We start from the raw sequence: 24372 nt of genomic DNA, 5'->3' as shown, positions 1-24372 counted from the left end.
TCAGCCCGTGTTCTGCAGACCGGCGGCCACGCCCGACACCGACAGCAGCAGCAGGCGCTGCAGGTCGGGGTCGACCGGTGCGCCCTCCGGGGCCTCGCGCAGCGCTCGCAGCGCCCGCAGCTGGAGCAGCGAGAGCGCGTCGACGTAGGGGCTGCGCATCTTGACGGCCCGCTGCAGCACCGGCTTGTTGCCGAGCAGCTCCGTGCCGCCGGTGATGCGGATCACCCAGTCGCGCGTGAGGCGCATCTCGTCGCGGACGAGGCTCGCGAGGTCGTCCCGGTCGCCGAGTTCGAGGTAGTGCAGGGCGATGCGGTCGTCGGTCTTCGCCAGGCTCATGGCGACGTTGTCGATGAGCGTGCGGAAGAGCGGCCATTCGTGGTACGCCCGCTGCAGCAGCGGCTCGTCGCCGACCGCCTCGAGCGCCGTGCCGAGACCGAACCACCCGGCCAGGTTGATGCGCGCCTGCGTCCACGCGAACACCCACGGGATCGCCCGGAGGTCTTCGAGGGATTCGACCGACAGGCCGCGGCGGGCGGGGCGCGAGCCGAGGGCGAGGAGGCCGATCTCCTCCATGGGCGTGACGCGGGCGAACCAGGGCGCGAAGCCGGGAGCCTTGACGAGGGAGAAGAAGCGCTCACGGGATGCCGCGTCCATCGTGGCCGCGACGCCCGCGTACCGCTCCGCGGCGGCGCGGTTGCGCTCCTCGTTCGAGGGCGACGAGGCGAGCAGGATCGCGGCGGCGACCTGGTCGATGTGCCGCATCGCGATGGCGGGGTCGCCGTAGCGGGCGAAGATGACCTCGCCCTGCTCGGTGAGCTTGAAGCGGCCGTCGACCGAGTGCGGAGGCTGCGCCATGATCGCCGAGTTGGCAGGACCGCCGCCGCGGCCGAGGGCGCCGCCGCGGCCGTGGAACAGCGTGAGCTCGATGCCGTTCTCGTCGGCCCAGGCGGCGATCTTCGCCTGCGCCTCGTACAGCGCCAGGTTGGCGGCGACGGGGCCGACGTCCTTCGAGGAGTCCGAGTAGCCGAGCATGACCTCGAGGCGCCGGCCGGTGGCCTCCAGGCGCGCGGCGAAGGCGGGGTGCTCGACGATCTCGGCGAGGATGCCGGGTGCGGCCTGCAGGTCGGCGAACGTCTCGAACAGCGGGATCACGTCGAGAACCGGCGGGGTGCCGTCGGGCCCGACAGCGTACGAGGCGAGCTTGTGGACGTTCGCGAGGTCCTCGGCGGACTGCGTGAACGACACGATGTAGCGGCCGGCGGCGCGAGGGCCGTACCGCTCCTGCAGGAACCCGACCGTGCGCACCACGTCGAGCACCTCTTCGGCGAGCTCGCTGCGCGGGGCGCCCGACTCGAGCTCGGCGAGCACCTTGGCGTGGACGGCCGAGTGCTGGCGGACCTCGAGCTCGGTGAGGTGGAACCCGTAGGTCTCGACCTGCCACAGCAGCTGCTGCAGGTGCCCGTAGGCCTGACGCGGCGCGCCTGCCTGGACGAGCGAGTCCTGCACCACGCGCAGGTCGGCGAGCAGATGCTCGGGGTCGCGGTAGGCGAGGTCGGCGTTGCGCGCGCGGGTGGCCTCGATCTTGCGGGCGATCAGCAGCAGGATGCGCCGGTGCGGCTCGTCGGGGGAGCGCTTGGCGATGTCCTTCGCGGCGTCCTCGTCGGCGGCCTTGAGACGGCGCCACAGGGCCAGCAGCGCGTCGCTCGGCGGCGTGGTGGACGCGTCCAGCGTCATCGTGCGGCCGATGCGACTGGTGGTGCGCTCCAGCCCGATGAGCACATGCTCGCTGGCGATCGCGGACGCCTTGCGGGTGACGGACGCCGTCACGAACGGGTTGCCGTCGCGGTCGCCGCCGACCCACGACCCGACGCGCACGAACGGCCGCACGACAGGGGCACGGCCGCCCGCGGCCGGACCCTGCAGGGCGTCGTCGACCCGCCGGTACACGTGGGGGACGGCGGTGTAGAGCGTCTCGTCGAATACGGCCATCACGGCGCGCACCTCGTCGGTCGGCGCGGGCTTCTCCGGCCGCAGCGGCGCGGTGCGCCAGAGCGTGTCGATCTCCTCGAGCATGCGGCGCTCGGCGCGGCGCTCGTCGGCACCGCCGCGGAGCGAGGCGTCGTGCTCCTCCAGGAGCGTCGCCAGGCGACGGATGCTGGTGGATACGGCGCGACGACGCGCCTCGGTCGGGTGGGCGGTGAACACGGGGTGGAACCGCATGCTCTGCAGGCGCTGCAGCGCCGTGTCGTCGCCGACCTCCGCGGCCAGGCGCACGAAGGCGGCGGCGACGGAGTCGGTCGCCTGCTCGCGGTCGGGACGCCCGTCGCGCTCGCGGAGCACGCGCACCCGCTGGTGCTCCTCGGCGAGGTTCACGAGGTGGAAGTACGCGGTGAACGCCCGGGCCACCTCGTCGGCACGGGCGATGGTGAACGAGTCGGCGATCGCGGCGGCGCGGGCGAAGGCCTCCGGCGTCTCGTCGGTGTACGCCTGGATCGTGGCGGTGCGCAGTCGCTCGACGTCCTCGTACAGTCCCGGGGATCCGCTCTCCCGCAGCACCTGACCGAGGAGCGTCCCCAGCATGCGGACGTCGCCGCGCATCTGCTCCGGAATCGCCTGCTCCGCCTCGTACCGCCCGACGAGGTCGATCGCTTCGGTGTGGGTGAGTTCACGCATCTGTCCAGGCTAACGGCGCGGCGTTTCCGCGAAGTGACGGTGGACGCTGTGTGACGATCGGCCGACGCAGTCGCGCGGCGATGCCGGGAACCTGATCGCTACACTGGCCTGTGGAGCGCCGGGAAGTCTGGTCGGCACGTCCTCGTCGACCCGCGATCCCCCACGGAGGCCAGATGTCGCTTCTCCGCTCTGCCCGCTTCCCCGCGATCATCCTGCTCATCGCGGCGGCACTGGGACTGCTCGTCGCCAACTCGGCCTGGGGCCCTGCCGTCGACCACGCTATGCACACATACCTCGGCATCCCCGGGGTGTTCGAGCTCAGCCTGTCGCACTGGATCAAGGACGGCCTGCTCGCCGTCTTCTTCTTCGTGGTCGCCGTCGAACTGCAGTACGAGCTCACCTCCGGTCAGCTCAACACGGGGCGCAAAGCACTGCAGCCCGCCATCGCGGCAGCCGGTGGCGTGCTGGTGCCGATCGCCGTCTACGCCGTGATGGCGTGGGGATCGGACGCCACCGCGGGCTGGCCGATCCCGACCGCGACCGACATCGCGTTCGCACTCGGCGTGCTCGCGGTGTTCGGCCGCGGGCTCCCTCCGGCGCTCCGGGTGTTCCTGCTCGCCCTCGCGATCCTCGACGACATCGTGGGCATCGTCTTCATCGCGGTGCTCTTCACGACCGGGGTGAACTTCGCGGCGCTCGGCGGCGCGGCGGTCGCGATCGTCGCCTTCGGGGTCCTGAGCCGGCAGCTCGACACGCGCGCCCGGGTTCCGATCGCCGTCGTGCTGGTGCTGCTTGCGATCGCGACGTGGGTGCTCGTCTACCTCTCGGGCGTGCACGCCACCATCGCCGGTGTCGCACTCGGGCTCGCGATGGCGCAGCGCCCGGCGCTGCGGGCGCGCCACGAGCTCGAGCCGTGGGTGAACGGGATCGTGCTCCCGGTGTTCGCCTTCTCGGCGGCGCTCGTCCCGGTCCCGTCGGTGCCGTTGTCGCAGCTGTCGCCGGCGTTCTGGGGCGTGCTCGTGGCACTCCCGGTCGGCAAGGTCGTCGGCATCTCCCTGTTCGGGTGGGTGTCGCTCCGCGTCGGGCGCCGGGGGAGTGCGCCGCCGCTCGCGTTCGCCGACCTGCTGGCCGCCGGCGCGCTCGGCGGCATCGGGTTCACCGTGTCGCTGCTGCTGTCCGAGCTCGCGTTCTCCGATGCGGCGGCGCTGCGCGACCAGGCGACGCTCGGCGTGCTCGCCGGTTCCGTCATTTCGCTCCTCCTGGCCGCAGGGCTCGTATCGTGGCGGGCATGGCACTATCGACGCCAGGCGGCGACAGCATCCGTGACGGCGTGACCGAACCCCGCGCGCCGGGTGGGCCCGACCCGCTCCGCGAGGCGGCCGACGTCATGCACGCGGTGCGCGACCGGTGCGTCTGGACGCAGCAGATCGACCACCGCGCCCTCGTCCCGTACCTCGTCGAGGAGAGCGCCGAGCTGATCGACGCCGTCGAGGACGGCTCCCGCGCGGAGCTGCGCGAAGAGCTCGGGGACCTGCTGTGGCAGGTGCTCTTCCACTCCGAGATCGCATCACGCGACGAGGACGACCCCTTCGACATCGACGACGTCGCCCGCGGGCTGATCGACAAGATGGTGCGCCGGCATCCGCACGTCTTCGGCGACGCGGTCGCCACCACGCCCGAGGAGGTGCTCGTTCACTGGAACGCCGCCAAGGCCGCCGAGAAGCACCAGCGCCGCTCGGTCCTCGACGGGGTGAGCGAGCGGATGCCGAGCCTCGCCCTCGCCCAGAAGCTCCTGTCGAAGGCATCCCAGGCGGGCGCATCGCGCGCGCCCGTGGCGACCGCTTCGTCGAGACAGAGCATCTCCGCCGAGACCGATGGTGAGGTCCTGGGGCTCGACGCGGACCCCCTGTCTCGGCGAGCTTCCAGGAGGGAGCCCGCCTCGGAGGCCGAGCTCGGCGACATGCTGCTCGGCCTCGTCGCCGCGGCCCGGGCGAACGGGTGGGACGCCGAACGGGCGCTCCGCGAGCGGCTGCGCCGGCTCGAGGGCGACATCCGTGCGGCCGAGGGACCCCGGAGGACCTGGAAAGATAGGTGCGTGGCATCCGTCAATCCGCCGCGCGGCATGCGCGACTTCCTCCCCGCTGAAAAGGCCCGTCGCGAGAGCGTGCTCGCCGTCATCCGCGAGCGCTACCGCGCGCACGGGTTCGACGAGATCGAGACGCCGGTCATGGAGGAGTACTCGCGGCTGCACGCGGGCATCGGCGGCGACAACGAGAAGCTCGCCTACAACGTGCTCAAGCGGGGCCTGGACGCCGACGCCGTCCGCGCGGCCGCCGACGACCCGGCCGGTCTCACCGACCTCGGCCTGCGCTACGACCTCACCGTGCCCCTTGCACGGTTCTACGCGACCAATCGCGGGCAGCTGCCGTCGGTCTTCCGCTCGATCCAGATCGCGCCGGTATGGCGTGCCGAGCGCCCCCAGAAGGGCCGGTACCGGCAGTTCGTCCAGTGCGACATCGACATCATCGGCGACGCATCCGCGCGCGCGGAGGCCGAGCTCGCCGTCGCGACGCTCGACACCCTCGATGCGCTCGGGCTCGAGGGCGGCAGCATCCGCATCAACGACCGGCGCGTCCTCGACTGGATGCTCGACAGCTTCGGCTTCGCCGCCGACGAGCGCCCGGGCGTCCTCATCACGATCGACAAGCTCGACAAACTCGGCCCCGACGGCATCGTCGCCGAGCTGCGCGAGCGCGGCGCGACCCCCGGCGCGGTGGACGCGTTCGCGGCGTTCCTGCGCCGCCCCACGACTCTCGAGTACAACCCGTACGGCGAGCGTCAGATCCGCAAGGCACTTCCCGACGGCGCGCCGGACGACATCGTCGCGCACCTGGCGGGTATCGGCTCGGCCGTCGCGGCCGCGCGCGCGTCGGGCATCGAGGGCGATATCCCGCTCGTGTTCGACCCCTTCCTGGTGCGCGGCATGGGCTACTACACCGGCACGATCTTCGAGCTGGCACACCCGTCGGTCGACTACTCGCTCGGCGGCGGCGGTCGTTACGACGGCATGATCGGCCGCTTCCTCGGGCAGGAGGTGCCCGCCGTCGGATTCTCGATCGGCTTCGAGCGCATCGTCGACCTGGTCCAGGAGCGGAAGGATGCTGCGGCCCCGGCCGTCGTCCTCGTCCACGACCGCGACGTGGCCGAGGGCGAGCTGCTCGCTCTCAAGGCCTCCCTCGTGGGCCGGGGCTCCCGCGTGCGCCTGGAGCAGCGGACCAAGAACCTCAAGGCGCTCCTCGAGCGCGCAGCGTCCGACGGCTACACGGCCTTCGCGACGGTCGGCGCGGGCACGACCGCGGACGCTCTCGAGGTCAAACCCCTGTCCTGACCCCGGCACCCTCTTTCGCGCGTGGCACGTGGGGATCACGGGGCGAACGGAGCGGGGGATCAGCGCGGGGCGGCGCGGCGCAGACGCACCGCGCGGTACGCGACGCCGATCGCGACGACCACGACGCCTGCCGCGACGGACTGCCACGGCAGGGTGACGGCGAGGACGAGGCATCCGATCCCGCCGATGATCTGCAGCGCGACCGGGTACCTGCGCGCATCGCCGCGCTGGCGGAACGCGGCGACGTTCGCGACGAAGTAGTACAGCAGTACGCCGAACGACGAGAAGCCGATCGCCCCGCGCAGGTCGACGAGGGCCACGAGCAGCACGACGATCACGGCCGCGGAGAGCTCGGCCCGGTGGGGCACGTGCCAGCGCGGGTGAACGGCGTCGAGGAAGCGGGGAAGGTCGTCCTCGCGTGACATCGCGAAGGCGGTGCGGCTCACCCCCGCGATCAGCGCGAGCAGCGCGCCGAGCGAGGCCGCAGCGGCGCCGATCCGGACGACCACGTCGATCCACGCCCAGCCCGACTTCGCGGCCGCGTCGGCGACGGGCTCGGTCGAGGAGGCGACGGCGTCGGGGCCGAGCGCGCTCAGCACGGCGACCGCGACGACGGCGTAGACGGCGAGCGCGACGGCGAACGCGATGACGATCGCCCGCGGGATCACGCGGCGCGGGTCACGCACCTCCTCACCCATGGTGGCGATGCGCGCGTACCCGGCGAACGCGAAGAACAGGAGGCCGGCGGACTGGAGGATTCCGTAGCCGCCGCCCGCCCACAGCGTGTCGGCGGTGAGCCACCGGGGGTCCGCACCCGCTGAGAAGGCGGCGGTGACGGCAGCGGCGAGGGCGCCGACCGAGATCACGACGATCACCCGTGCGGCACCGGCCGTCCGGGTGACGCCGAACCAGTTGACCGCGGTCAGCACGACGACGCCCGCAATCGCGACCGGACGCTCCCACCCCGCGGGGGCGGCGTATGCGGCGAAGGTGAGCGCCATGGCCGCGCAGCTCGCGGTCTTGCCGATGACGAAGCCCCAGCCTGCGACGAAGCCCCACCACGGGCCGAGCTCCGCGCGTCCATAGGCGTACGTTCCGCCCGATGTCGGATACGCGGCGGCCAGCTGCGCCGACGAGGTCGCGTTGCCGAACGCCACGACGGCCGCGATCGCGAGACCGATGAGCAGGCCCGTGCCCGCGGCATCCGCTGCCGGCGCCCACACCGCGAAGACGCCCGCGCCGATCATCGAGCCGAGTCCGATGAACACGGCGTCGCCGAGCCCGAGGCGACGCTGGAGCGCGGAGGATGTCACGGGCGAACTCTAGCCTGCGCACCGGAACGGGGGATTCCGGGGCTTCACGGATGGGCCGCGCTCCCGAGAGGATGGGGCGATGACCCTGCAGATCCACACCGTGCTCGCGCCGATGGGCCCGGCCACCGCCATCGAACTCACCGACGAGCAGGTCGCCGAGCTCGGCGGAGGCAAGCGCGCCGCCGTCGTCGTCGGCATCGGCGGCCGCACCGCGCGCGTGCGCCTCGGCGTGATGGGCGGCCGCAACCTCATCGGGTTCTCGAAGGCCGTGCGTGCCGAGCTCGGCGTCGAGATCGGCGACGAGGTCGACGCCACGATCGACCTCGACACCGCCGAACGCGAGGTCGAGGTGCCCGACGACCTCGCCGCAGCCCTCGACGCGGCGGGGGTCCGCGCCGCGTTCGAAGCCCTGACCTTCACCCGCCGCAAGGAGCTCGCCCGCGGTGTGTCGGAGGCGAAGCGCCCCGATACGCGCGAGCGCCGCGTCGCCGCGGCCGTGGATGAGCTCTCCACGTCTTAGACGTCCCCGCCGCGGTCCGGATTTCGCACCACCGGGTCGTCACCCGGGTGACGGCATCCGTTCACCCGGCTGCTGTCGCATGGGGGCATGGCTCGTCCGCGTGAGATCGCGCCCTGGTCCGTCGTGATCGGTGCGGCGGGCATCGCGCTGTGCGCGGGACTCGTGCTGCTCGGCGGACGCGCAGTGCTCCGGCGTCAGGCGGCGGTCGCACGGCGGCGCATCGGCAAGCCGCACGGCGAGGAGGCGCTCGACGCCGACCGCGTGTGGGCGCGGCGCTTCGACGGCCCGCCGCTCGAGCTCGTCGTACTCGGCGACTCGATCGCGGCCGGGCTCGGTGCCGAGCGCCGCAAGGACACCCTCGGCGCGCGCCTCGCGAAGGGCCTCGCGCGCGCCGAGCGCCGGCCTGTGCGCCTGCGCACGGCCGCGATCGTGGGCTCGGAGTCGTCGGTGCTCGCCGCCCAGGTGGACGCTCTGCCGGCCGATTATCGCCCCGATGCCGCCGTGATCGTCGTGGGGGGCAACGACATCACCCACCGGGTGCCGGTGGCGATGTCGATCGGCCACCTCGAGGAGGCGATCGTGCGGCTGCGCGCGCGGGATGCCGTCGTCGTGGTCGGCACATGCCCCGACCTCGGGGCGCTGCGCCCGGTCCCGCAGCCCCTGCGCGCCCTCGGTTCGCGCCTGTCGCGCCAGCTCGCCGACGCTCAAACCGTCGTCGCCGCCCGCAGCGGCGCTCGCGCGGTGTCGCTCGGCAGGGCCGTCGGGCCGTTCTTCGTGACCCAGCCCGACGAGATGTTCAGCCTCGACCGGTTCCACCCCAGCGCGCTGGGCTACCGTCGCACCGCGGAGGCGCTGCTTCCCGCCCTCATCGCCGGGCTCGCCTCCGCGCGCGAGGACGCGGTCACCCCGCGCTGACCGAGGCGGCCCATCCCGCGACGCGCGCGGCGCTCTCGTCCTCGGACAGGTCCTCGACCCGCGTCATGATCGACCACCGCACGCGGAAGGGGGTCGCGCGCTCGCGTAGCGGTCGCCCGACACGAAGGCGGAGGGAGGTCCACCTCGTGAACGACATCCGCGCGGTACTCGGGTTCACCGCGACGGGCTATCACCGACCGGTGACGCCGACACCTGCGCGCCGTTCGCCGACGCAGCCGTCACCCGCTTCTTCTCACGCACGTACACCTCGCGGCGCACGCGCGCCACGACGTCTCCGGAGGCATCCGTGATGTCGGTCTCGAACCATTCGAGCACCTTCGCGCCGCCGCGTGCGCGCTCGCGAAGCTCCGCGGCCTTCTCGCGCGGAACCGCGAAGTGCGCGGTCAGCACGCCGCGACCCGGCTTCACGAACTCGATCTCGCCGCGCGTGTCCCAGACCACGTAGTCGCGGCCGAGCTGGTGCATCACGAGCATGAAGTAGTACGGGTCGGTCATGGCCGACATGGAGCCGCCGAAGGCCGTCTTCACGTAGTTGCGGGTGAAGACGTTGACGTGCAGCTCGACCGTGGCGCTGGTCCAGTCGTCGGCGAACCGCCGCACCCGGATGCCGCTGAAGAGGTTCGGGATCCACAGGCTCATGCCGACCGCGAGGCGTCGAGGGGTCATGCGCATGGGCCTCAGCATGGCCGACAGCCGGGGCGGCGACGTACTCGCTTGGCGGATTCCGACAATTGTTTACCTCAGTTGTTCTAGTGGTACTAGAATTAGATCGTGCTGGTGAGAATCAATCCCGAAAGCGATGCGCCGCTGTTCGCCCAGATCTCCGCATCCGTGAGAGCGGATGCTGCGGCCGGGCGTGTGAAGCCGGGCGACCGGCTTCCCGCGGCACGCGACATCGCCGCGGCGCTCCGGGTCAACGTGCACACCGTGCTGCACGCGTACCAGGACCTCCGCGACGAAGGGCTCGTCGAACTCCGTCGGGGCCGCGGCGCGGTCGTCACCGAGCAGGCCTCGACGCTCGCGAGCCTTCACCACGACATCCACCACCTCGTCGCGCGGGCGCGCGCGGCAGGTCTCGCACCCGACGCACTCGCCGCCCTCGTGAAGGAGATCGCCACCCATGACGAACGCAACGCCCGCTGACCACCCCGGCCCGGTCGTCCGCCGCTTCGTGCTCGTCGCGGTGTGGCTGCCCATCGCCCTCGTGGCCCTGGCTGTCGCCGTGCAACTCCTGCTGCTGCCGCAGGTTCCGCCGACGGTCGCGGTGCACTGGAACGCGGCGGGGGAGGCCGACGGATTCGCCCCGGCGTGGACGCAGCCGCTGATGACCGTCGCGTTCGGTCTCGGCATCCCGTTCCTCATCGCGATGACCACCCTGCCGGGACTGCGCCGCGGAGAGCGCGGAGCGACGTACCGGCTGCTCGGTGCGGCGGCGGCGGCGACATCGGCGCTGACGACGGTCGCTTTCACCGTGACGTTCGCACTGCAGGCGGGCCTGGACAGCGCCGCCGACGCGCCCACCGTCTGGGTCGCGCTCGCGGCCGCGCTCGCGGCGGCCGCGTCGGTCGGCGTGGGCGCGTGGTACCTGCAGCCCCACCAGCGGTCCGCACACGACATCCCGGCGCCGGCGACGCCGCTCCTGCTCGCCGCCGGCGAGCGTGCCGTGTGGGTGCGGGCCACCGCGATGAACACCGGCGGTGCGATCGCCATCGTCGCCGCGGTCATCCTCGTCGCCGCCTCCGCCGTCGTCGCCTGGGCGACCGGCGTCGAGCCGCTCCTGGCGTGGCTCCTCACCGCGATCGCGCTGCTGCTCCTGGCGTTCGCCGCGACGACGCTCGCCTTCCACGTGCGGGTGGACGACACCGGCCTGCACGTCGACTCCGTGCTCGGCGTCCCGAGGTTCCACGTTCCGCTCGTCGATGTCGTCTCGGCGGCTCGTGTGGAGGCGAACCCGATGGGGGAGTTCGGCGGCTGGGGCATTCGCCTGGGCGCGGGGCGCCGGTTCGGGGTCGTGCTGCGCACCGGTGAGGCGATCGAGGTGGTTCGTCACAGCGGCAAGCGGTTCGTCGTGACCGTCGACGACGCCGGCACGGGGGCCGCGCTCCTCGAGGCGCTCGTGGAGCGTGCCGCCGCCAGGTCTTGACGCCCGGCGGTCGTCGAGGATTGGCTGAGGGCATGGCCGATCCCACTGGCGACACCTGGCCCACTCCCGAGAAGTGGCAGCGCGTCGACGCGTACCTCACCGAACTGCTCGTCGGGCATGATCCGGGACTCGATCAGGCGGTCGCCGAGCAGAACGACGCAGGGCTCCCGGCCATCGAGGTCGCGCCGGTCAACGGCAAGCTGCTGCATCTGATCGCCCGCATGTCCGGCGCGAGGCGCGTGCTCGAGATCGGCACCCTGGGCGCGTACTCGACGATCTGGCTGGCGCGCGGAATTCCCGACGGCGGCCGGGTGGTGACGATCGAGGCGGAGCCCCGCAACGCCGAGCTCGCCCGGGCGAACCTCGACCGTGCCGGAGTCGGCGAGAAGGTCGAGATCCGGCTCGGTCGCGGAGCCGACGTGCTGCCGACCCTCGAGGGCGGCGAGCCCTTCGACCTGGTCTTCATCGATGCCGACAAGGAGTCGAACACGATCTACCTCGACTGGGCGGCCAGGCTCGGCCGCCCCGGCACCGTGGTCATGGTCGACAACACCGTCCGCGGCGGTGAGGTCGCGAACCCCGCGACCGAGAATCCCCAGATCATCGGCGTCCAGCGCGGCCTCGAGATGCTCGGCCGTGACCCGCGGTTCGACGCGACCGCCATCCAGACGCTCGACGCGAAGGGCTACGACGGGATCGCGATCGCGATCGTCGTATGACGGCTGCCGCTGGCCTCGGCATCCGTCATCACTAGACTCTTGGGCGGACCGACGACGCTCCGACGAACCACCCTCCACCAAGCAAGGAGACCCCCTGTGGCACAGATCGAGGCTGTAGGCGCCCGTGAGATCCTCGACTCGCGCGGAAACCCGACCGTCGAGGTGGAGGTGCTGCTCGACGACGGGATCGTCCAGCGCGCGGCCGTCCCCTCGGGCGCGTCGACCGGCGCTTTCGAGGCGTACGAGCTGCGCGACGGCGACAAGGGCCGCTACGGCGGCAAGGGCGTGCTGAAGGCGGTCGCGGCCGTCATCGACGAGCTCGGACCCGCGATCGAGGGCGTCGAGGCGAGCGAGCAGCGTCTCGTCGACGAGATCCTCATCGCCACGGACGGCACCGAGAACAAGTCCCGCACCGGCGCGAACGCCATCCTGGGCGTCTCGCTCGCGGTCGCCAAGGCCGCCGCGGACTCGGCCGACCTGCCGCTGTTCCGCTACCTGGGCGGCCCGAACGCGCACGTCCTGCCCGTGCCGCTGTTCAACGTCATCAACGGCGGCGAGCACGCCGACAACGGCATCGACTTCCAGGAGTTCTTCCTCGCCCCCATCGGCGCCGACACGTACGCCGAGTCGCTGCGCTGGGGCACGGAGGTCTACCACGTCCTCAAGGGCGAGCTGAAGGCCGCCGGCTTCGCGACCGGTCTCGGCGACGAGGGCGGCTTCGCCCCCGACCTCCCCAGCAACCGCGAGGGCCTCGACTTCCTGATCCGGGCGATCGAGAAGGCCGGCTTCACCCCGGGCAAGGACATCGCCGTCGGCCTTGACGTCGCCGCGACCGAGTTCTTCAAGGACGGCGTGTACACCGTCGAGGGGAAGCCGTGGTCGGCCGAGCAGCTCACCGACTACTTCGCCGACCTCGTCGAGAACTACCCGATCGTCACGATCGAGGACGCGCTCGCCGAGGACGACTGGGACGCCTGGAAGGCGCTCACCGACAAGATCGGCAAGAAGGTGCAGCTGGTGGGCGACGACCTGTTCGTCACCAACCCGGAGCGCCTGCAGCGCGGCATCGACCTCGGCGTCGGCAACGCCCTGCTGGTCAAGGTGAACCAGATCGGCACGCTGTCGGAGACGCTCGACGCGATCGCGCTGGCGACCCAGAACGGCTACCGCTCCATGCTGTCGCACCGGTCGGGCGAGACCGAGGACACCACGATCGCCGACCTCGCGGTCGCCGTGAACGCGGGTCAGATCAAGACCGGCGCGCCCGCCCGCAGCGAGCGCGTGGCGAAATACAATCAGCTTCTGCGCATCGAAGAGGAGCTCGGCGAGGCCGCGGTGTTCGCGGGCCGCGGAGCCTTCCCCCGCTTCAAGGGCTGATGCGCTGACAGCGTGATCTCGACCAGAGGGGGAGCCGTGGCCAAGACGACGGCTCCCCCTTCTCGTACCCCCGGAGCCGCCGGAGCCCGTCGCCGCCCCGTGAGCGCACGGCGCCCGGTCGACGTGCGGGCATGGCTCGGCGGCATCCGCCTGTCCGGCTTCATGGTGATCATGATGGGCCTGGTCGTGCTGGCGGCCTTCGTGCTCGTGCCCACCATCGGCACCTATGTCGACCAGCGTCAGCAGGTCGCCGCGCTCGAGGCGGCGGTGCAGCTCAGCCGCGACGAGGTCGCCGAGCTCGAGTCGCAGCGGGACCGCTGGCAAGACCCCGCCTACATCACGACGCAGGCGCGCGAGCGTCTGTACTACGTGAAGCCCGGCGAGGTCGTGTACCTCGTCGACGACGATCTTCCCCCCGAGCTCGCGCCGCAGGAGCAGGACCCGGTGAGCGACGAGCTCCAGGCTGCCGACGCGGACTGGATGTCGAAGCTCGTGCGATCGGTCACCGAGGCCGGACTCGCGCAGACTGTCGCTCCGCTGACCGTGGGCGTACCCGACCCCGAACCCTCGACCACGCCCACGCCATGAGGATGCCGGCTGCGAAGCCGGCGGCGCGTCCGCCTTGCGCGGTCCAGGACCATCCCAGGTGGCGCCGGTAATCTGGGCCCGACCAAGGAGCACCTCTGTGACGACCCCGCCGTATCCCCCTGTCAGCGACGCCGATCTGGCCGTGCTCCGCGAGCAGCTCGGTCGTCCTGCGCGCGGCGTCGTCGGCATCGCAGCCCGCTGCGTCTGCGGCAACCCCACCGTCGTCGCGACGTCGCCGAGGCTCCCCGACGGCACGCCGTTCCCGACGTTCTACTACCTCACGCACCCTGCCGCGACCGCCGCGATGTCGATGCTCGAAGCCGACCACGTGATGCGGGAGCTCTCGGAGGAGCTGGCCGCCGACGAGGACGTCGCCGCCGCGTACCAGCGCGCGCACGAGTCCTATCTGCGCGACCGCGCCCAGTTCGGCGACGTCGACGAGATCGCCGGCATCTCCGCGGGCGGCATGCCGACGCGGGTGAAGTGCCTGCACGCGCTGGCCGGTCACGCGCTCGCCGCGGGTCCGGGGGTCAACCCGATCGGCGACCGGGCACTGGCCATGTCATCGTGGTCGCCGGCGCGCTGCGTGTGCGCGCAGCCGGGATCCGGCGGATGATCCGGCGCCTCGTGGCGGGCATCGCCGCGGCCGCCGTCGCGATGACCCTCGTCGCGGCCGCGCCTGCGGCGGCACAGGCCGCGCCCGCCGGCGACCCGGTGCGCGAGGCCGAGTACTGGCTGAGCGATTACGGCATCGACAAGGCGTGGGGGACCACGCGCGGGGCCGGGGTGAAGATCGCGGTCATCGACACCGGGATCGGTCGGGGACCCGTCGAGTTCGACGGCGCGGTCGCCGCAGGCACGGATGTCTCGGGCGGCGGGTCGTCCGACGGGCGCACGCCCGTCGGCGCCGTCGACAGAGACCACGGCAGCTGGGTCGCCTCCCTCGCCGCGGGCCGGGGCACCGGCCCCGACACCGGGATGATCGGCGTGGCACCCGAGGCACAGCTGCTGTCGGTGTCGGTCGCGTTCGGCTCATCCGCCCGGCGCCCGTTCTCGGACCAGATCGCCGACGCGATCCGATGGTCGGTCGACAACGGCGCCGACGTCATCAACATGTCGCTGACGACGAACGTGCCGGACTGGCCCGAGAGCTGGGACGAGGCCTTCCTCTACGCCTTCGAGCACGACGTCGTCGTCGTCGTGGCGGCGGGCAACCGGGGAAGCGGGACGACGCGGGTGGGCGCTCCCGCGACGATCCCGGGAGTACTGACGGTCGGTGGCGTCGATCGCTCCGGCAAGGCCAGTGTCGAGGCGTCGACGCAGGGGATCACGATCGGCGTCTCGGCGCCGAGCGAGGAGCTCATCGGCGTCTCGGCCGACTCGACGCTGGTCTCGTGGGACGGCACGAGCGGCGCCGCACCCATCGTCGCCGGCATCGCGGCCCTCGTGCGCGCCGCGCACCCCGAGCTCGACGCGAACAACGTCATCAACCGCATCATCAAGACCGCCCGGCCGGCGGCGGGTGCGACGGACGTGCCGGACGTGCTCTACGGCTACGGATTGGTGGATGCCGCAGCCGCCGTCTCGGCGAGCATCCCGAGCGTCACCGCGAACCCGATGGGCAGCCTCGAGGACTGGGTCCGCCTGTACCGCCGGGCGCCGGTCGACCCGCTTCCCGAAGACTCGGCCGCGCCGGTGAAGGTTCCGCCGCTGCCGGAGGCCGAACCGATGACGCGCGCCGTATCGCCCCTCCTGCCCGATCGCGACACCGTCATCTACGGCACGCTCCCGCTCCTGCTGGTCACGGCGACGGCTATACTGGTGGCGCTCGGCGTCACCGCTGCTGTCCGACGCATCCGATTGGCGTCCCGCGCGCCGAGCCGCTGACACAGGAGGAGTACTCCAAACCGTGACCAACACCGTGCCCAAGATCCTCATCGTCGGTGGCGGATACGCAGGCTTCTACACGGCCTGGAAGCTCGAGAAGCATCTGCGCAAGGGCGAGGCGGACGTGACGATCGTCGACCCGCTGCCCTACATGACGTACCAGCCGTTCCTCCCGGAGGTCGCCGCCGGCTCGATCGAGGCCCGCCATTCGGTCGTCGCGCTGCGTCGCCACCTCAAGAAGACGAACGTCGTGGCCGCCAAGGTCACCGGCATCAATCACGCGAACAAGGTCGCCACGATCACTCCGATCGCCGGCGAGCCGTATGAGCTCGCCTACGACCAGATCGTCGTCACCGCGGGCGCGGTCTCGCGCACCTTCCCGATCCCCGGCATCGCCGACAACGCCATCGGCCTGAAGACGATCGAAGAGGCGGTCGCGATCCGCGACAAGCTGATGTCGAACTTCGACAAGGCGTCGACGCTGCCCGCGGGTCCCGAGCGCGACCGCCTGCTCACCGTCGTCGTGGTCGGCGGCGGCTTCGCCGGCATCGAGGTGTTCGCCGAGCTGCGCTCGCTCGCCTCGTCGCTGGTCAAGAGCTACCCGCAGCTCACCTTCGACGACACGCACTTCCACCTCATCGAGGCGATGGGCCGCATCATGCCCGAGGTGTCGCTGAAGACCAGCGAGTGGGTGCTGAAGAACCTCGCCAAGCGCGGCGCCTCGGTGCACCTCGACACGCAGGTCACCGGCGCCGTCGGCGGCAACATCGAGCTGTCGACCGGCGAGACGATCCCGAGCGACCTCATCATCTGGACCGCCGGCGTCATGGCGAACCCCACGGTCGTGCGCGGTGGCGATCTTCCCGTCGAGGAGCGCGGCCGCATCCGCACCCGCGCAGACCTGCGGGTGGGCACCGAGGACGAGGTCGTCGAAGGCGCCTGGGCCGCCGGCGACGTGTCGGCCGTGCCCGACCTCACCGGTGGCGGCGTAGGCGGCTACTGCGTTCCCAACGCGCAGCACGCCGTGCGTCAGGCGAAGCTCCTCGCGAAGAACCTCGTCGCCGTGCTGCGCGGCGAGGTGCCCCGTGAGTACTACCACAAGAACCTCGGCGCAGTCGCGGGTCTGGGGCTCTGGGTCGGCGTGTTCCAGTCGGGCAACATCGCCCTCAAGGGCTGGATCGCGTGGCTCGCCCATCGCGGCTACCACGGCCTGGCTATGCCGTCGTGGGAGCGCAAGTGGCGTGTGCTGTGGGGCTGGTGGAACAACTTCTGGCTCGGCCGCGACATGGTGAACCTGTCGACCGTGCAGAACCCGCGCTACGTCTTCGAAGAATTCGCCGCCCGCCCGCGCCCGCCGCAGCCGGTCGAGGCGCCCGCCGAGAAGGCTGCTCCGGCAGCCGCGCCGGCCAAGAAGGCTCCGGCCCGCAAGGCGCCGGCGAAGGCCGCGGCCGACGCCGACAAGGTCGCCGCGAACTGACGTCGAACGAATGCCGCAGGCTCTTCTGAGAAGATGAGCCTGCGGCATTCGCGTTCCCGGCGGCATGCGATCCGCCCCCGTAGCCCAACGGCAGAGGCAGGCGACTTAAACTCGCTCAAGTGTGGGTTCGAATCCCACCGGGGGTACTCGGCCGCACCCTGTGCTCCGTCGACGTGCCGACGAAGAAGTCGAGCAGGAACGCGCCGCCAGGGCGAGGGACCGAGCGCAGGATCGTCTCGGCGCAGCAGGGTGCGAATCGCCGTCCACAGCCGGTCATCGGTACCGCTCCCAGCGCTCTAGGCTGGGGCGATGCGCACGCACCCGGAGCGAGCCGTATGAGTCTCGATCTGCTGTCCACGTCCGCGGCGACGAAGCCGTGGGACCACCCCGCGTCCTACTGGGACGCCATGAGTCACGCCCTGGCCGACGCGAGCGGCCCGATCGCCGCGATAAACGCGGAAGCGCTGCGGTACAACGCCCTCGACCTCGTCGTGCGGGCCGGCGGTGTGCCGATCCGCGTCGCCAGCAAGTCGGTCCGCGTGCGTGAGGTTCTCGACGCCGTCCTGGCACTGCCCGGCTACCAGGGCGTCCTGGCGTTCACGCTTCCTGAGGCGCTGTGGCTGGCCGAGACGATGGACGACATCGTCCTCGGCTACCCGACGGCCGACCGTGCCGCGATCGCGGCGCTCGCGGCCGACGAGGCCGCCGCATCGCGCATCACGCTGATGGTCGACGACCTGGCGCAGCTCGACCTCGTGGACGCCGTCGCCGCACCCGGTGCGCGCCCCGAGATCCGCGTGGCCATCGACGCCGATGCCTCGTGGCGGGCACCCGCGCTCGGCCACATCGGCGTGCTCCGCTCGCCGGTGCACGAGGCCGCCGAGGTGGCCGCGCTCGCGCGCTCGATCGCCGCCCGCCCGGGCTTCCGCCTCGTAGGCCTCATGATGTACGAGGCGCAGATCGCGGGGCAGGGAGACGCGACCGGCTCCGGCGACGCCGTGATCCGCTGGATGCAGCGTCGCTCCGCGGCCGAGCTTCTCGATCGCCGCAGCGCCATCGTGGCATCGCTGCGCGACATCGCGCCGCTCGAGTTCGTCAACGGCGGCGGAACCGGGTCCCTCGAGCTCACGGCATCCGATCAATCCGTCACCGAGGTCACCGCCGGCAGCGGGCTGCTCGCCGGCCACCTGTTCGATGGCTACCGCGCCTTCCATCCGGCGCCGGCCGCCGCTTTCGCGCTGGAGGTCGTGCGCAAGCCGGCTCCCGAGGTCGCGACGGTGCTCGGCGGCGGGTGGATCGCCTCCGGCCCCGCGCTCGAGTCCCGCCAGCCCCGTGCGGTGTGGCCCGCCGGCCTGCGCATGGCGCCCCGGGAGGGAGCCGGCGAGGTGCAGACGCCCCTCCGAGGCGACGCGGCGCGCGACCTGCATGTGGGAGACCGTGTGTGGTTCCGCCACTCCAAGAGCGGCGAGCTCGCCGAGCGCGTGGACCGCTATCACCTCGTCGACGGCGCCACCCGCGTGGGGGAGGTGGCGACCTACCGCGGCGAAGGCAAGGCGTTCCTGTGACCCGCCCCGGGGCGGTGTGGCGCAACTGGGGCCGCACGGAGTCGGTGAGGCCGCTGCGCTTCGAGGTCCCCCGGACGGTTGCGGCCGTGCAGCGAGCCGTCGTCGCCGCGGCGGCGCAGCACATGCCGATCAAGGCGGTCGGTGCCGGTCACAGCTTCAGCGGCGTCGCGGTGGCGCCCGGCGCGCTGCTGGAGCTGCGCGATCTGAGCGGGCTCGTCTCGGTCGATGTCGACCGCGCACGGGTGACACTCCTCGCGGGCACGCGCTTGCACGAGATCCCGGCGCTTCTCGCACCGTTCGGCCTCGCGATGGAGAACCTCGGCGACATCGACCGTCAGTCGATCGCCGGCGCGATCTCCACCGGTACGCATGGCACAGGGGAGCGGTTCACGGGTATCGCGGGCCAGGTCGTCGGCGCGACGCTGGTGACGGCAACGGGTGACCTGTTCACCGTGAGCGAGAACGAGAACCCCGAGCTGGTGCCGGCGGTCGCTCTCGGGCTCGGCGCTCTCGGCATCCTCGTCGAGGTCACGCTGCAGTGCGTGCCGGCGTTCGTGCTGCACGCCGTCGAGCAGTCGGAAGATCTCGAGGAGGTCCTCGGCGCACTCGACGAACGCGCGGCGGCGGCCGATCACTTCGAGTTCTACTGGTTCCCGCACACCGACCGAGCGATGACGAAGACCAACACGCGGCTGCCCGAGAGCGCGCCGCGGCACCCGCTCCCCGCCGTCGGCAAGTGGATCGACGATACGCTCGTCGGCACCGGGGCCCATCAGCTCGCGTGTGCAGCCGGCGCGACCATCCCGGCGCTCGTGCCGCCGATCAACCGGCTGTCGGCGCGGATCTGGGGCAATCGGGAGTTCACGGATGCCTCGGCCCGCGTCTTCGCGACCAGCCGATCGGTGCGGTTCCGCGAGATGGAGTACGCGGTGCCGGTCGAGAACCTGCGCCCCGCCTTCGAGGCGATGCGCACCCTCATCGGGCAGCGCGGCTGGCGGATCGGCTTCCCGATCGAAGTGCGGGTCGCGGCCGCTGACGATAGATGGCTGTCGACGGCTTACGGCCGCGACTCGGGTTACATCGCGGTGCACCGGTACTGGCGCGAGGACCCGACGGAGTACTTCGAGGCCGTCGAGGAGATCATGCTCGGTTTCGACGGGCGTCCGCACTGGGGCAAGATGCACACCCTCGGCGCCGAGGAGCTGAGGGTGCGCTACCCCCGGTTCGACGACTTCCTCGCGTTGCGCGACCGCCTCGACCCGGAGCGGCTGTTCCGCAATCCGTACCTCGATCGCGTACTCGGTGGGTAACGGCTGAGAGTCGGGGAATACCCCACATGCCAGGGGGTTTCGCGTCGGTAGGATGAGGTGTCTATCGAACGGAGCCTCGGCAATGGAATGGCTGATCCCGGTCCTCATCGTGGTGGCGCTCGTCGTCATCGTCGGCATCTATCTCTGGGCGACCTACAACTCGCTCGTGCAGCTGAATGTCCGGGTGGATGAGGCGTGGAGCGACATCACGGTGCAGCTCAAACGCCGCGCTGATCTGCTCCCGAACCTGATCGAAGCCGTGAAGGGCTACGCCGCGCACGAGAAGGCCGTGTTCGAGAACGTGACGAGGGCGCGGGCCGAGACGCTGTCGGCGTCGGGGCCGGCCGAGGCCGGGGTCGCCGAGGGGCACCTGCAGCAGGCGCTGAAGTCGCTGTTCGCGGTCGCGGAGGCGTATCCGCAGCTCCAGGCGAGCCAGAACTTCCTGCAGCTGCAGCAGTCAATCGTCGACACCGAAGACAAGATCCAGGCCTCGCGCCGGTTCTACAACGGTGGGGTCCGCGAGCTCAACACGAAGATCAAGGTGTTCCCGAACAACATGTTCGCGCGCAACCTCGGCTTCCACGAACGGGAGTTCTTCGAGGTGATCGACGGCGCCGCGATCTCGGAGCCGCCGCGCGTCCAGTTCTGAGTCGGGCCGGGTAGATGCGACGAACCAGCGGTGCACGGTTCGCCTCTCCAGGTCGAGCGAGCGGAGTGCGTCGAGATGCCGTGACGCACGTCGGACGCCGGCGATAGCGTCCAGGCATGGTGCATCGTCTGACTCGTGAGCAGGCGCGGCGCGTCGCGCTGCATGGCCAGCTGCTGACGGCTGACAGGCCCGCAGGCATCGTCGAGACGATCGACGCACTCACTGTGGTCAACATCGAGCCGACCGCGGCGGTCGCCCCGAGCGCCGACCTGATCCTGTGGAGCCGGCTCGGGTGGCCGTATCAGCCTGCCGACCTCGTACGACTCTTCGAGGAGGATCGTGCGGTGTTCGAGTGGGGCGGCTTCTATCGGGCGATGACCGACCTCGCCCTGCTCATCCCCGAGATGCGGCGACGCCCCGAGTCGGCGCAGGCGCGGGAGTGGCTGGCCGCCAACGAGGTGTTCCGCCGCGAGGTGCTCGCTCGGCTGAGGGCCGAGGGTCCGCTTCGGGCCGCAGAGGTCCCCGACGCCGCGCAGGTGTCGTGGCGTTCGTCGGGATGGACGAACAACCGCAACTCGATGCAGCTCCTCGAGATGCTCGTGCTCTGCGGCGATGTGGCGGTGTCCTCACGGGATGCCGGGGGCCGCCGGTTCGACCTCGCCGAACGCGTCTACCCCGCGGACGTCGCCCACCCGAGCGCCGAGGAGGCCGGGCGCGAGCGTGCGGAGCGCCGGCTCGCATCGCTCGGAATCGCTCGCGCGAAGGGCGTCGCCCAGCCCTTCGAGCCGATCGATGTCGGTGAGATCGGCGAGGAGGCATTGGTCGACGGAGTCGACGGTGTGTGGCGCGTCGATCCCGGCGCGCTCGTCGCCGCCGATGAATTCGTCGCGCGCACCGCGCTGCTGTCGCCCTTCGATCGCGTCGTGTTCGATCGGCGTCGGCTGGAGGAGATCTTCGGCTACGAATACGTGCTCGAGATGTACAAGCCCGCGGCGAAGCGCCGGTGGGGATACTTCGCGTTGCCGATCCTCCACGGGGACCGATTCGTCGGCAAGCTCGACGCGAAAGCCGATCGCAGGGCCGGCGTGCTCCGCGTGCATGCCGTGCATGAGGACGAACCTTTCACCGACGAGGTACGGGAGTCGGTGGACGCCCAGGTCGAGGATCTCGCCCGCTGGCTCGGGCTCGAGGTGGTCGGCCCGGGCGCCTGACCACGGGGCGCCCCGTGCGCGGGATCATCCCGCCAGCGCGTCGACGTCGATATCGCGCGGGTCCGCTCCGGGCTCCTGCGCGGCAAGAGCCACCGGCTCCGCCGGGCCGGCGTCGTGACGCGACGCCTCGGGCATCGCGCGCGCGAGGTCATCGGTGGCGTCGCCCCAGCGGGAGATCGAGATCGACTCGAGACCCTGCCAGGCGGCGGCGAGCCGAAGCTCATCGGCGAGGCGGGGCGCAGCGTCGGTGGGCCGGCCGTGCTCCCACCACGCGGACTGGACCAGCAGTGTCGAGGCCGCGCGGTCGGCCTTGAGGTCGACACGACCGACGATGTCGTCGCCGATGAGGACGGGCAGCGAGTAGTAGCCGAACCGCCGCCGCGGCGCCGGCGTGTAGATCTCGATGCGGTATTCGAAGTCGAAGAGCCGTTCGGCGCGGTCGCGGAACCACACGACCGGGTCGAACGGCGTCAGGATCGCGGCGGCGTCGACCTTGCGCGGGACGGCAGCATCGGCGTGCAGCCACGCCTTGGCGGGGCGCCCCGCCGTGGTCCACCCCTCGACCGTCACCGGGTGCAGCTCGCCGGCGTCGACGAGGTCGCCGACCGCGGTCGTCACCGCCTTGCGGTCGGCGATGCGCCAGTAGTCGGCGATGTCGGCGGCGGTCGCGACGCCGTAAGCCCGGGCCGCGCGCCGAACGAGCTCGTGCACGGCTTTGTCTCGGGGAACCGGCGCGTCCAGGACGTGGCGCGGGATCACCTGCTCGGCGAGTCCGTACCGCCGCTCGAAGCCGCGGCGACCCGCGATCGCCACTTCGCCGAACATCCACAGATACTCGAGGGCCCGCTTGACGACGTCCCAGTCCCACCACGGCCCGCGAGCGCTCTCTTTCGCGTCGTGCTCGATCTGCGCCGGGCGCAGCGGACCGCGGTCGGCGAGCTCGGCGCGCACCCAGTCGACGATGTCGCGGTTGGCGTCGAACCAGCCGCCGGGCTCGCTGCCGTATTTGGCACGCAGCGCCTGCATGCGGAAGTCGAAGAGCCCCCAGTCGTCGGCGGGGATGAAGGCGGCCACGTGCGCCCAGTATTCGACGTACGGGGGGCGGCGGGCGAACAGCAGGCGGTCGAGCGCAGCAGTGTCGTAGGCGCCGACGCGCGAGAACAACGGCATGTAGTGGGACCGGGCGAAGACGTTGACCGAATCGATCTGCAGCGTCGCCATGCGCGCCAGGGCACCGTTCAGCTGCCGGGTGCCGGCGGCGGAGGGGCGGGACCGCCCGAAACCCTGCGCGGCGAGGGCCACGCGACGCGCCTCTGCGGCGCTCAGAGAGGACTTCACGCGCGCCAGCGTAGCCCGAGCCCCCGACATCCCACCGGGGCGCCCGTCCATGACCGGCGCGGAATGCGACGCGCCTAGACTGGCCCAATGAGCGGCTCCGACGAAAAGCCCCGCGGCTCCCTCCTCGACGCCGTCCGCGACCGCAGCAGGGTCGTCTCCACCGAGACGTCGGCGGCGGTGCCGCGCGGCCTCCGCGTCGCGACCGCCTACTCATGGCGCCTGATCGTCGTCGCGGCCGCGATCGGCGTCGGCGTGTGGCTGGTGATCCAGCTGAAGCTGCTCGTCATCCCGCTCCTGATCGCGATCCTGCTGACCGCACTGCTGTGGCCCGCATTCGCATGGATGCTGCGCCGTCGCGTGCCCCGCTGGCTGGCGATCGTCATCTCTGTCGTGGGAACCATCGCGATCGTCACAGGGCTGCTGTGGCTCGTGGTGTGGCAGATCATGCGGCAGTGGGACTCCGTCCAGGCGAGCACGGTCGCCGCGATCGAGCAGTTCCGGCAGTACCTCATCGACGGTCCGCTGCACCTCAGCGAGGACCAGATCGACGACCTCCTCGCGCAGGGGTTCACGTTCCTGCAGGAGCAGGCCGAGCTGCTCTGGTCGGGGGCGCTCGCCATCGGCTCCACCATCGGGCACGTCATCACCGGCGCCGTGCTCGCGTTCTTCATCCTGCTGTGCCTGCTCGCCGACGGCGCGGGCATCTGGCGCTGGACCCTGCGGCTGTTCCCCAAGAAGGGGCGTCCCGCCGCGGACGGCGCCGGCCGCGCCGGGTGGGTCACCGTCGTCAACTACGCGCGCACCCAGCTGCTGGTCGCGACGATCGACGCCGTCGGCATCGGTCTCGGCGCTGCGCTGCTCGGGGTGCCCCTTGCGATCCCCGTCGCCGTGCTCGTCTTCCTCGGCGCGTTCGTGCCGATCGTCGGCGCCGTCGTCACCGGAGCCGTCGCCGTGTTCCTCGCGCTCGTCTACAACGGTCCGTGGATCGCGCTGTGGATGCTCGTGGTGGTCCTCGGGGTGCAGCAGCTGGAAGGGCACGTGCTCCAGCCGCTCCTCATGGGCTCAGCCGTCAAGGTCCACCCGCTCGCCGTCGTGCTCGTCGTCGCCGGCGGCGCCATGATCGCCGGCATCCCGGGCGCCCTCTTCGCCGTGCCGCTCGCCGCGTTCGTCAACGTCGTCGCGGTCTACCTTGCCGAACGCGCGTGGGAGACCGGCGCCAGACCCACCGGGGACCTCATCTGGAGCACCGTTCCCCGGCCGAGGAGAGTCCGTTCGTGA

General features: G+C 71.5%; 21 protein-coding genes, 1 tRNA gene and 2 pseudogenes. 19 read left to right on the top strand and 5 right to left on the bottom strand.

Going from position 1 to position 24372, the window contains the following annotated elements; all coding sequences use genetic code 11:
* Positions 1 to 2673, bottom strand: a complete 2673-nt coding sequence (locus JNB61_RS13855; RefSeq protein WP_220339996.1) for a phosphoenolpyruvate carboxylase — start codon at positions 2671 to 2673, stop codon at positions 1 to 3.
* A gap of 173 nt (positions 2674 to 2846) precedes the next feature.
* On the opposite strand from JNB61_RS13855, the gene nhaA reads away from it, so the two are divergent.
* The 3 genes and pseudogenes from nhaA (at position 2847) to hisS (ending at position 6061) form a co-directional block, all read left to right on the top strand.
* Positions 2847 to 4007, top strand: coding sequence for a Na+/H+ antiporter NhaA (gene nhaA / locus JNB61_RS13850; RefSeq protein ID WP_220339995.1), 1161 nt, complete (start codon positions 2847 to 2849; stop codon positions 4005 to 4007).
* A pseudogene (locus tag JNB61_RS20660) lies at positions 3962 to 4744 on the top strand (MazG family protein); the annotation flags it as partial. The gene nhaA and the pseudogene JNB61_RS20660, both read left to right, overlap by 46 nt.
* Before the next feature lie 51 nt (positions 4745 to 4795).
* Positions 4796 to 6061, top strand: coding sequence for a histidine--tRNA ligase (hisS, locus tag JNB61_RS13840; protein ID WP_220290091.1), 1266 nt, complete (start codon positions 4796 to 4798; stop codon positions 6059 to 6061).
* Between the two features lie 59 nt (positions 6062 to 6120).
* Here hisS and JNB61_RS13835 read toward each other — a convergent pair whose 3' ends face one another.
* A complete protein-coding gene (locus JNB61_RS13835) occupies positions 6121 to 7374 on the bottom strand; it encodes an APC family permease (protein ID WP_220289891.1) in 1254 nt (417 codons plus the stop codon).
* A 79-nt stretch (positions 7375 to 7453) separates the two neighbouring features.
* Between JNB61_RS13835 and JNB61_RS13830 the strand changes: the two genes are divergently transcribed.
* Together JNB61_RS13830 and JNB61_RS13825 are read left to right on the top strand one after the other, a co-directional pair.
* Complete coding sequence (locus JNB61_RS13830) at positions 7454 to 7894, top strand: YdeI/OmpD-associated family protein (protein ID WP_159843220.1); 441 nt, start codon at positions 7454 to 7456, stop codon at positions 7892 to 7894.
* An 87-nt stretch (positions 7895 to 7981) separates the two neighbouring features.
* Positions 7982 to 8809 carry an SGNH/GDSL hydrolase family protein gene (locus JNB61_RS13825; RefSeq protein WP_220339994.1) on the top strand — a complete coding sequence of 276 codons (828 nt, stop codon included), beginning with the start codon at positions 7982 to 7984 and terminating at the stop codon, positions 8807 to 8809.
* Here JNB61_RS13825 and JNB61_RS20115 read toward each other — a convergent pair.
* A pseudogene (locus JNB61_RS20115) lies at positions 8796 to 8947 on the bottom strand (VOC family protein); the annotation flags it as partial. The gene JNB61_RS13825 and the pseudogene JNB61_RS20115 overlap by 14 nt on opposite strands.
* Positions 8948 to 8983: 36 nt before the next feature.
* Complete coding sequence (locus JNB61_RS13820) at positions 8984 to 9496, bottom strand: DUF4442 domain-containing protein (RefSeq protein ID WP_223214838.1); 513 nt, start codon at positions 9494 to 9496, stop codon at positions 8984 to 8986.
* A 105-nt stretch (positions 9497 to 9601) separates the two neighbouring features.
* On the opposite strand from JNB61_RS13820, the gene JNB61_RS13815 reads away from it, so the two are divergent.
* The 13 genes from JNB61_RS13815 (at position 9602) to JNB61_RS13755 (ending at position 21756) form a co-directional block, all read left to right on the top strand.
* Positions 9602 to 9973, top strand: coding sequence for a GntR family transcriptional regulator (locus JNB61_RS13815; RefSeq protein ID WP_220289885.1), 372 nt, complete (start codon positions 9602 to 9604; stop codon positions 9971 to 9973).
* Entirely contained in the window at positions 9951 to 10973 is a 1023-nt protein-coding gene (locus tag JNB61_RS13810) for a DUF1648 domain-containing protein (RefSeq protein WP_220339992.1), read from the top strand. Before JNB61_RS13815 ends, JNB61_RS13810 begins: the two co-directional genes overlap by 23 nt.
* A gap of 32 nt (positions 10974 to 11005) precedes the next feature.
* Positions 11006 to 11692 carry an O-methyltransferase gene (locus tag JNB61_RS13805; protein WP_220289881.1) on the top strand — a complete coding sequence of 229 codons (687 nt, stop codon included), beginning with the start codon at positions 11006 to 11008 and terminating at the stop codon, positions 11690 to 11692.
* A 96-nt stretch (positions 11693 to 11788) separates the two neighbouring features.
* Positions 11789 to 13069 carry a phosphopyruvate hydratase gene (gene eno / locus JNB61_RS13800; RefSeq protein WP_220289879.1) on the top strand — a complete coding sequence of 427 codons (1281 nt, stop codon included), beginning with the start codon at positions 11789 to 11791 and terminating at the stop codon, positions 13067 to 13069.
* Between the two features lie 36 nt (positions 13070 to 13105).
* Positions 13106 to 13657: an FtsB family cell division protein gene (locus JNB61_RS13795; protein WP_308291269.1), complete on the top strand. Its 552-nt coding sequence runs from the start codon at positions 13106 to 13108 to the stop codon at positions 13655 to 13657.
* A 97-nt stretch (positions 13658 to 13754) separates the two neighbouring features.
* Complete coding sequence (locus JNB61_RS13790; protein WP_159843232.1) at positions 13755 to 14273, top strand: DUF501 domain-containing protein; 519 nt, start codon at positions 13755 to 13757, stop codon at positions 14271 to 14273.
* Complete coding sequence (locus JNB61_RS13785) at positions 14270 to 15544, top strand: S8 family serine peptidase (protein ID WP_220289875.1); 1275 nt, start codon at positions 14270 to 14272, stop codon at positions 15542 to 15544. Before JNB61_RS13790 ends, JNB61_RS13785 begins: the two co-directional genes overlap by 4 nt.
* A gap of 34 nt (positions 15545 to 15578) precedes the next feature.
* Positions 15579 to 17021, top strand: coding sequence for an NAD(P)/FAD-dependent oxidoreductase (locus tag JNB61_RS13780; RefSeq protein ID WP_220290090.1), 1443 nt, complete (start codon positions 15579 to 15581; stop codon positions 17019 to 17021).
* Positions 17022 to 17094: 73 nt separating this feature from the next.
* Positions 17095 to 17167, top strand: a tRNA-Leu gene (locus JNB61_RS13775).
* A 189-nt stretch (positions 17168 to 17356) separates the two neighbouring features.
* Positions 17357 to 18586 carry an alanine racemase gene (locus JNB61_RS13770; protein WP_220339991.1) on the top strand — a complete coding sequence of 410 codons (1230 nt, stop codon included), beginning with the start codon at positions 17357 to 17359 and terminating at the stop codon, positions 18584 to 18586.
* Positions 18583 to 19896, top strand: coding sequence for a D-arabinono-1,4-lactone oxidase (locus tag JNB61_RS13765; RefSeq protein WP_220339990.1), 1314 nt, complete (start codon positions 18583 to 18585; stop codon positions 19894 to 19896). Before JNB61_RS13770 ends, JNB61_RS13765 begins: the two co-directional genes overlap by 4 nt.
* A gap of 82 nt (positions 19897 to 19978) precedes the next feature.
* Positions 19979 to 20545 carry a LemA family protein gene (locus JNB61_RS13760; protein WP_159843239.1) on the top strand — a complete coding sequence of 189 codons (567 nt, stop codon included), beginning with the start codon at positions 19979 to 19981 and terminating at the stop codon, positions 20543 to 20545.
* Between the two features lie 116 nt (positions 20546 to 20661).
* A complete protein-coding gene (locus JNB61_RS13755; protein ID WP_220339989.1) occupies positions 20662 to 21756 on the top strand; it encodes a DNA glycosylase AlkZ-like family protein in 1095 nt (364 codons plus the stop codon).
* A 24-nt stretch (positions 21757 to 21780) separates the two neighbouring features.
* Here the strand turns inward: JNB61_RS13755 and JNB61_RS13750 are convergent, their stop codons facing one another.
* Complete coding sequence (locus JNB61_RS13750; RefSeq protein ID WP_308291268.1) at positions 21781 to 23094, bottom strand: winged helix-turn-helix domain-containing protein; 1314 nt, start codon at positions 23092 to 23094, stop codon at positions 21781 to 21783.
* Between the two features lie 87 nt (positions 23095 to 23181).
* Here JNB61_RS13750 and JNB61_RS13745 point away from each other — a divergent pair, with 87 nt between their 5' ends.
* Entirely contained in the window at positions 23182 to 24372 is a 1191-nt protein-coding gene (locus JNB61_RS13745; protein ID WP_220339988.1) for an AI-2E family transporter, read from the top strand.

Source organism: Microbacterium ureisolvens, assembly GCF_019511645.1.
Taxonomy (GTDB): Bacteria; Actinomycetota; Actinomycetes; order Actinomycetales; family Microbacteriaceae; genus Microbacterium; species Microbacterium ureisolvens_A.
The sequence above is the reverse complement of the archived record's forward strand: the minus strand, read 5'-3'. Positions and strand labels throughout refer to the sequence as shown.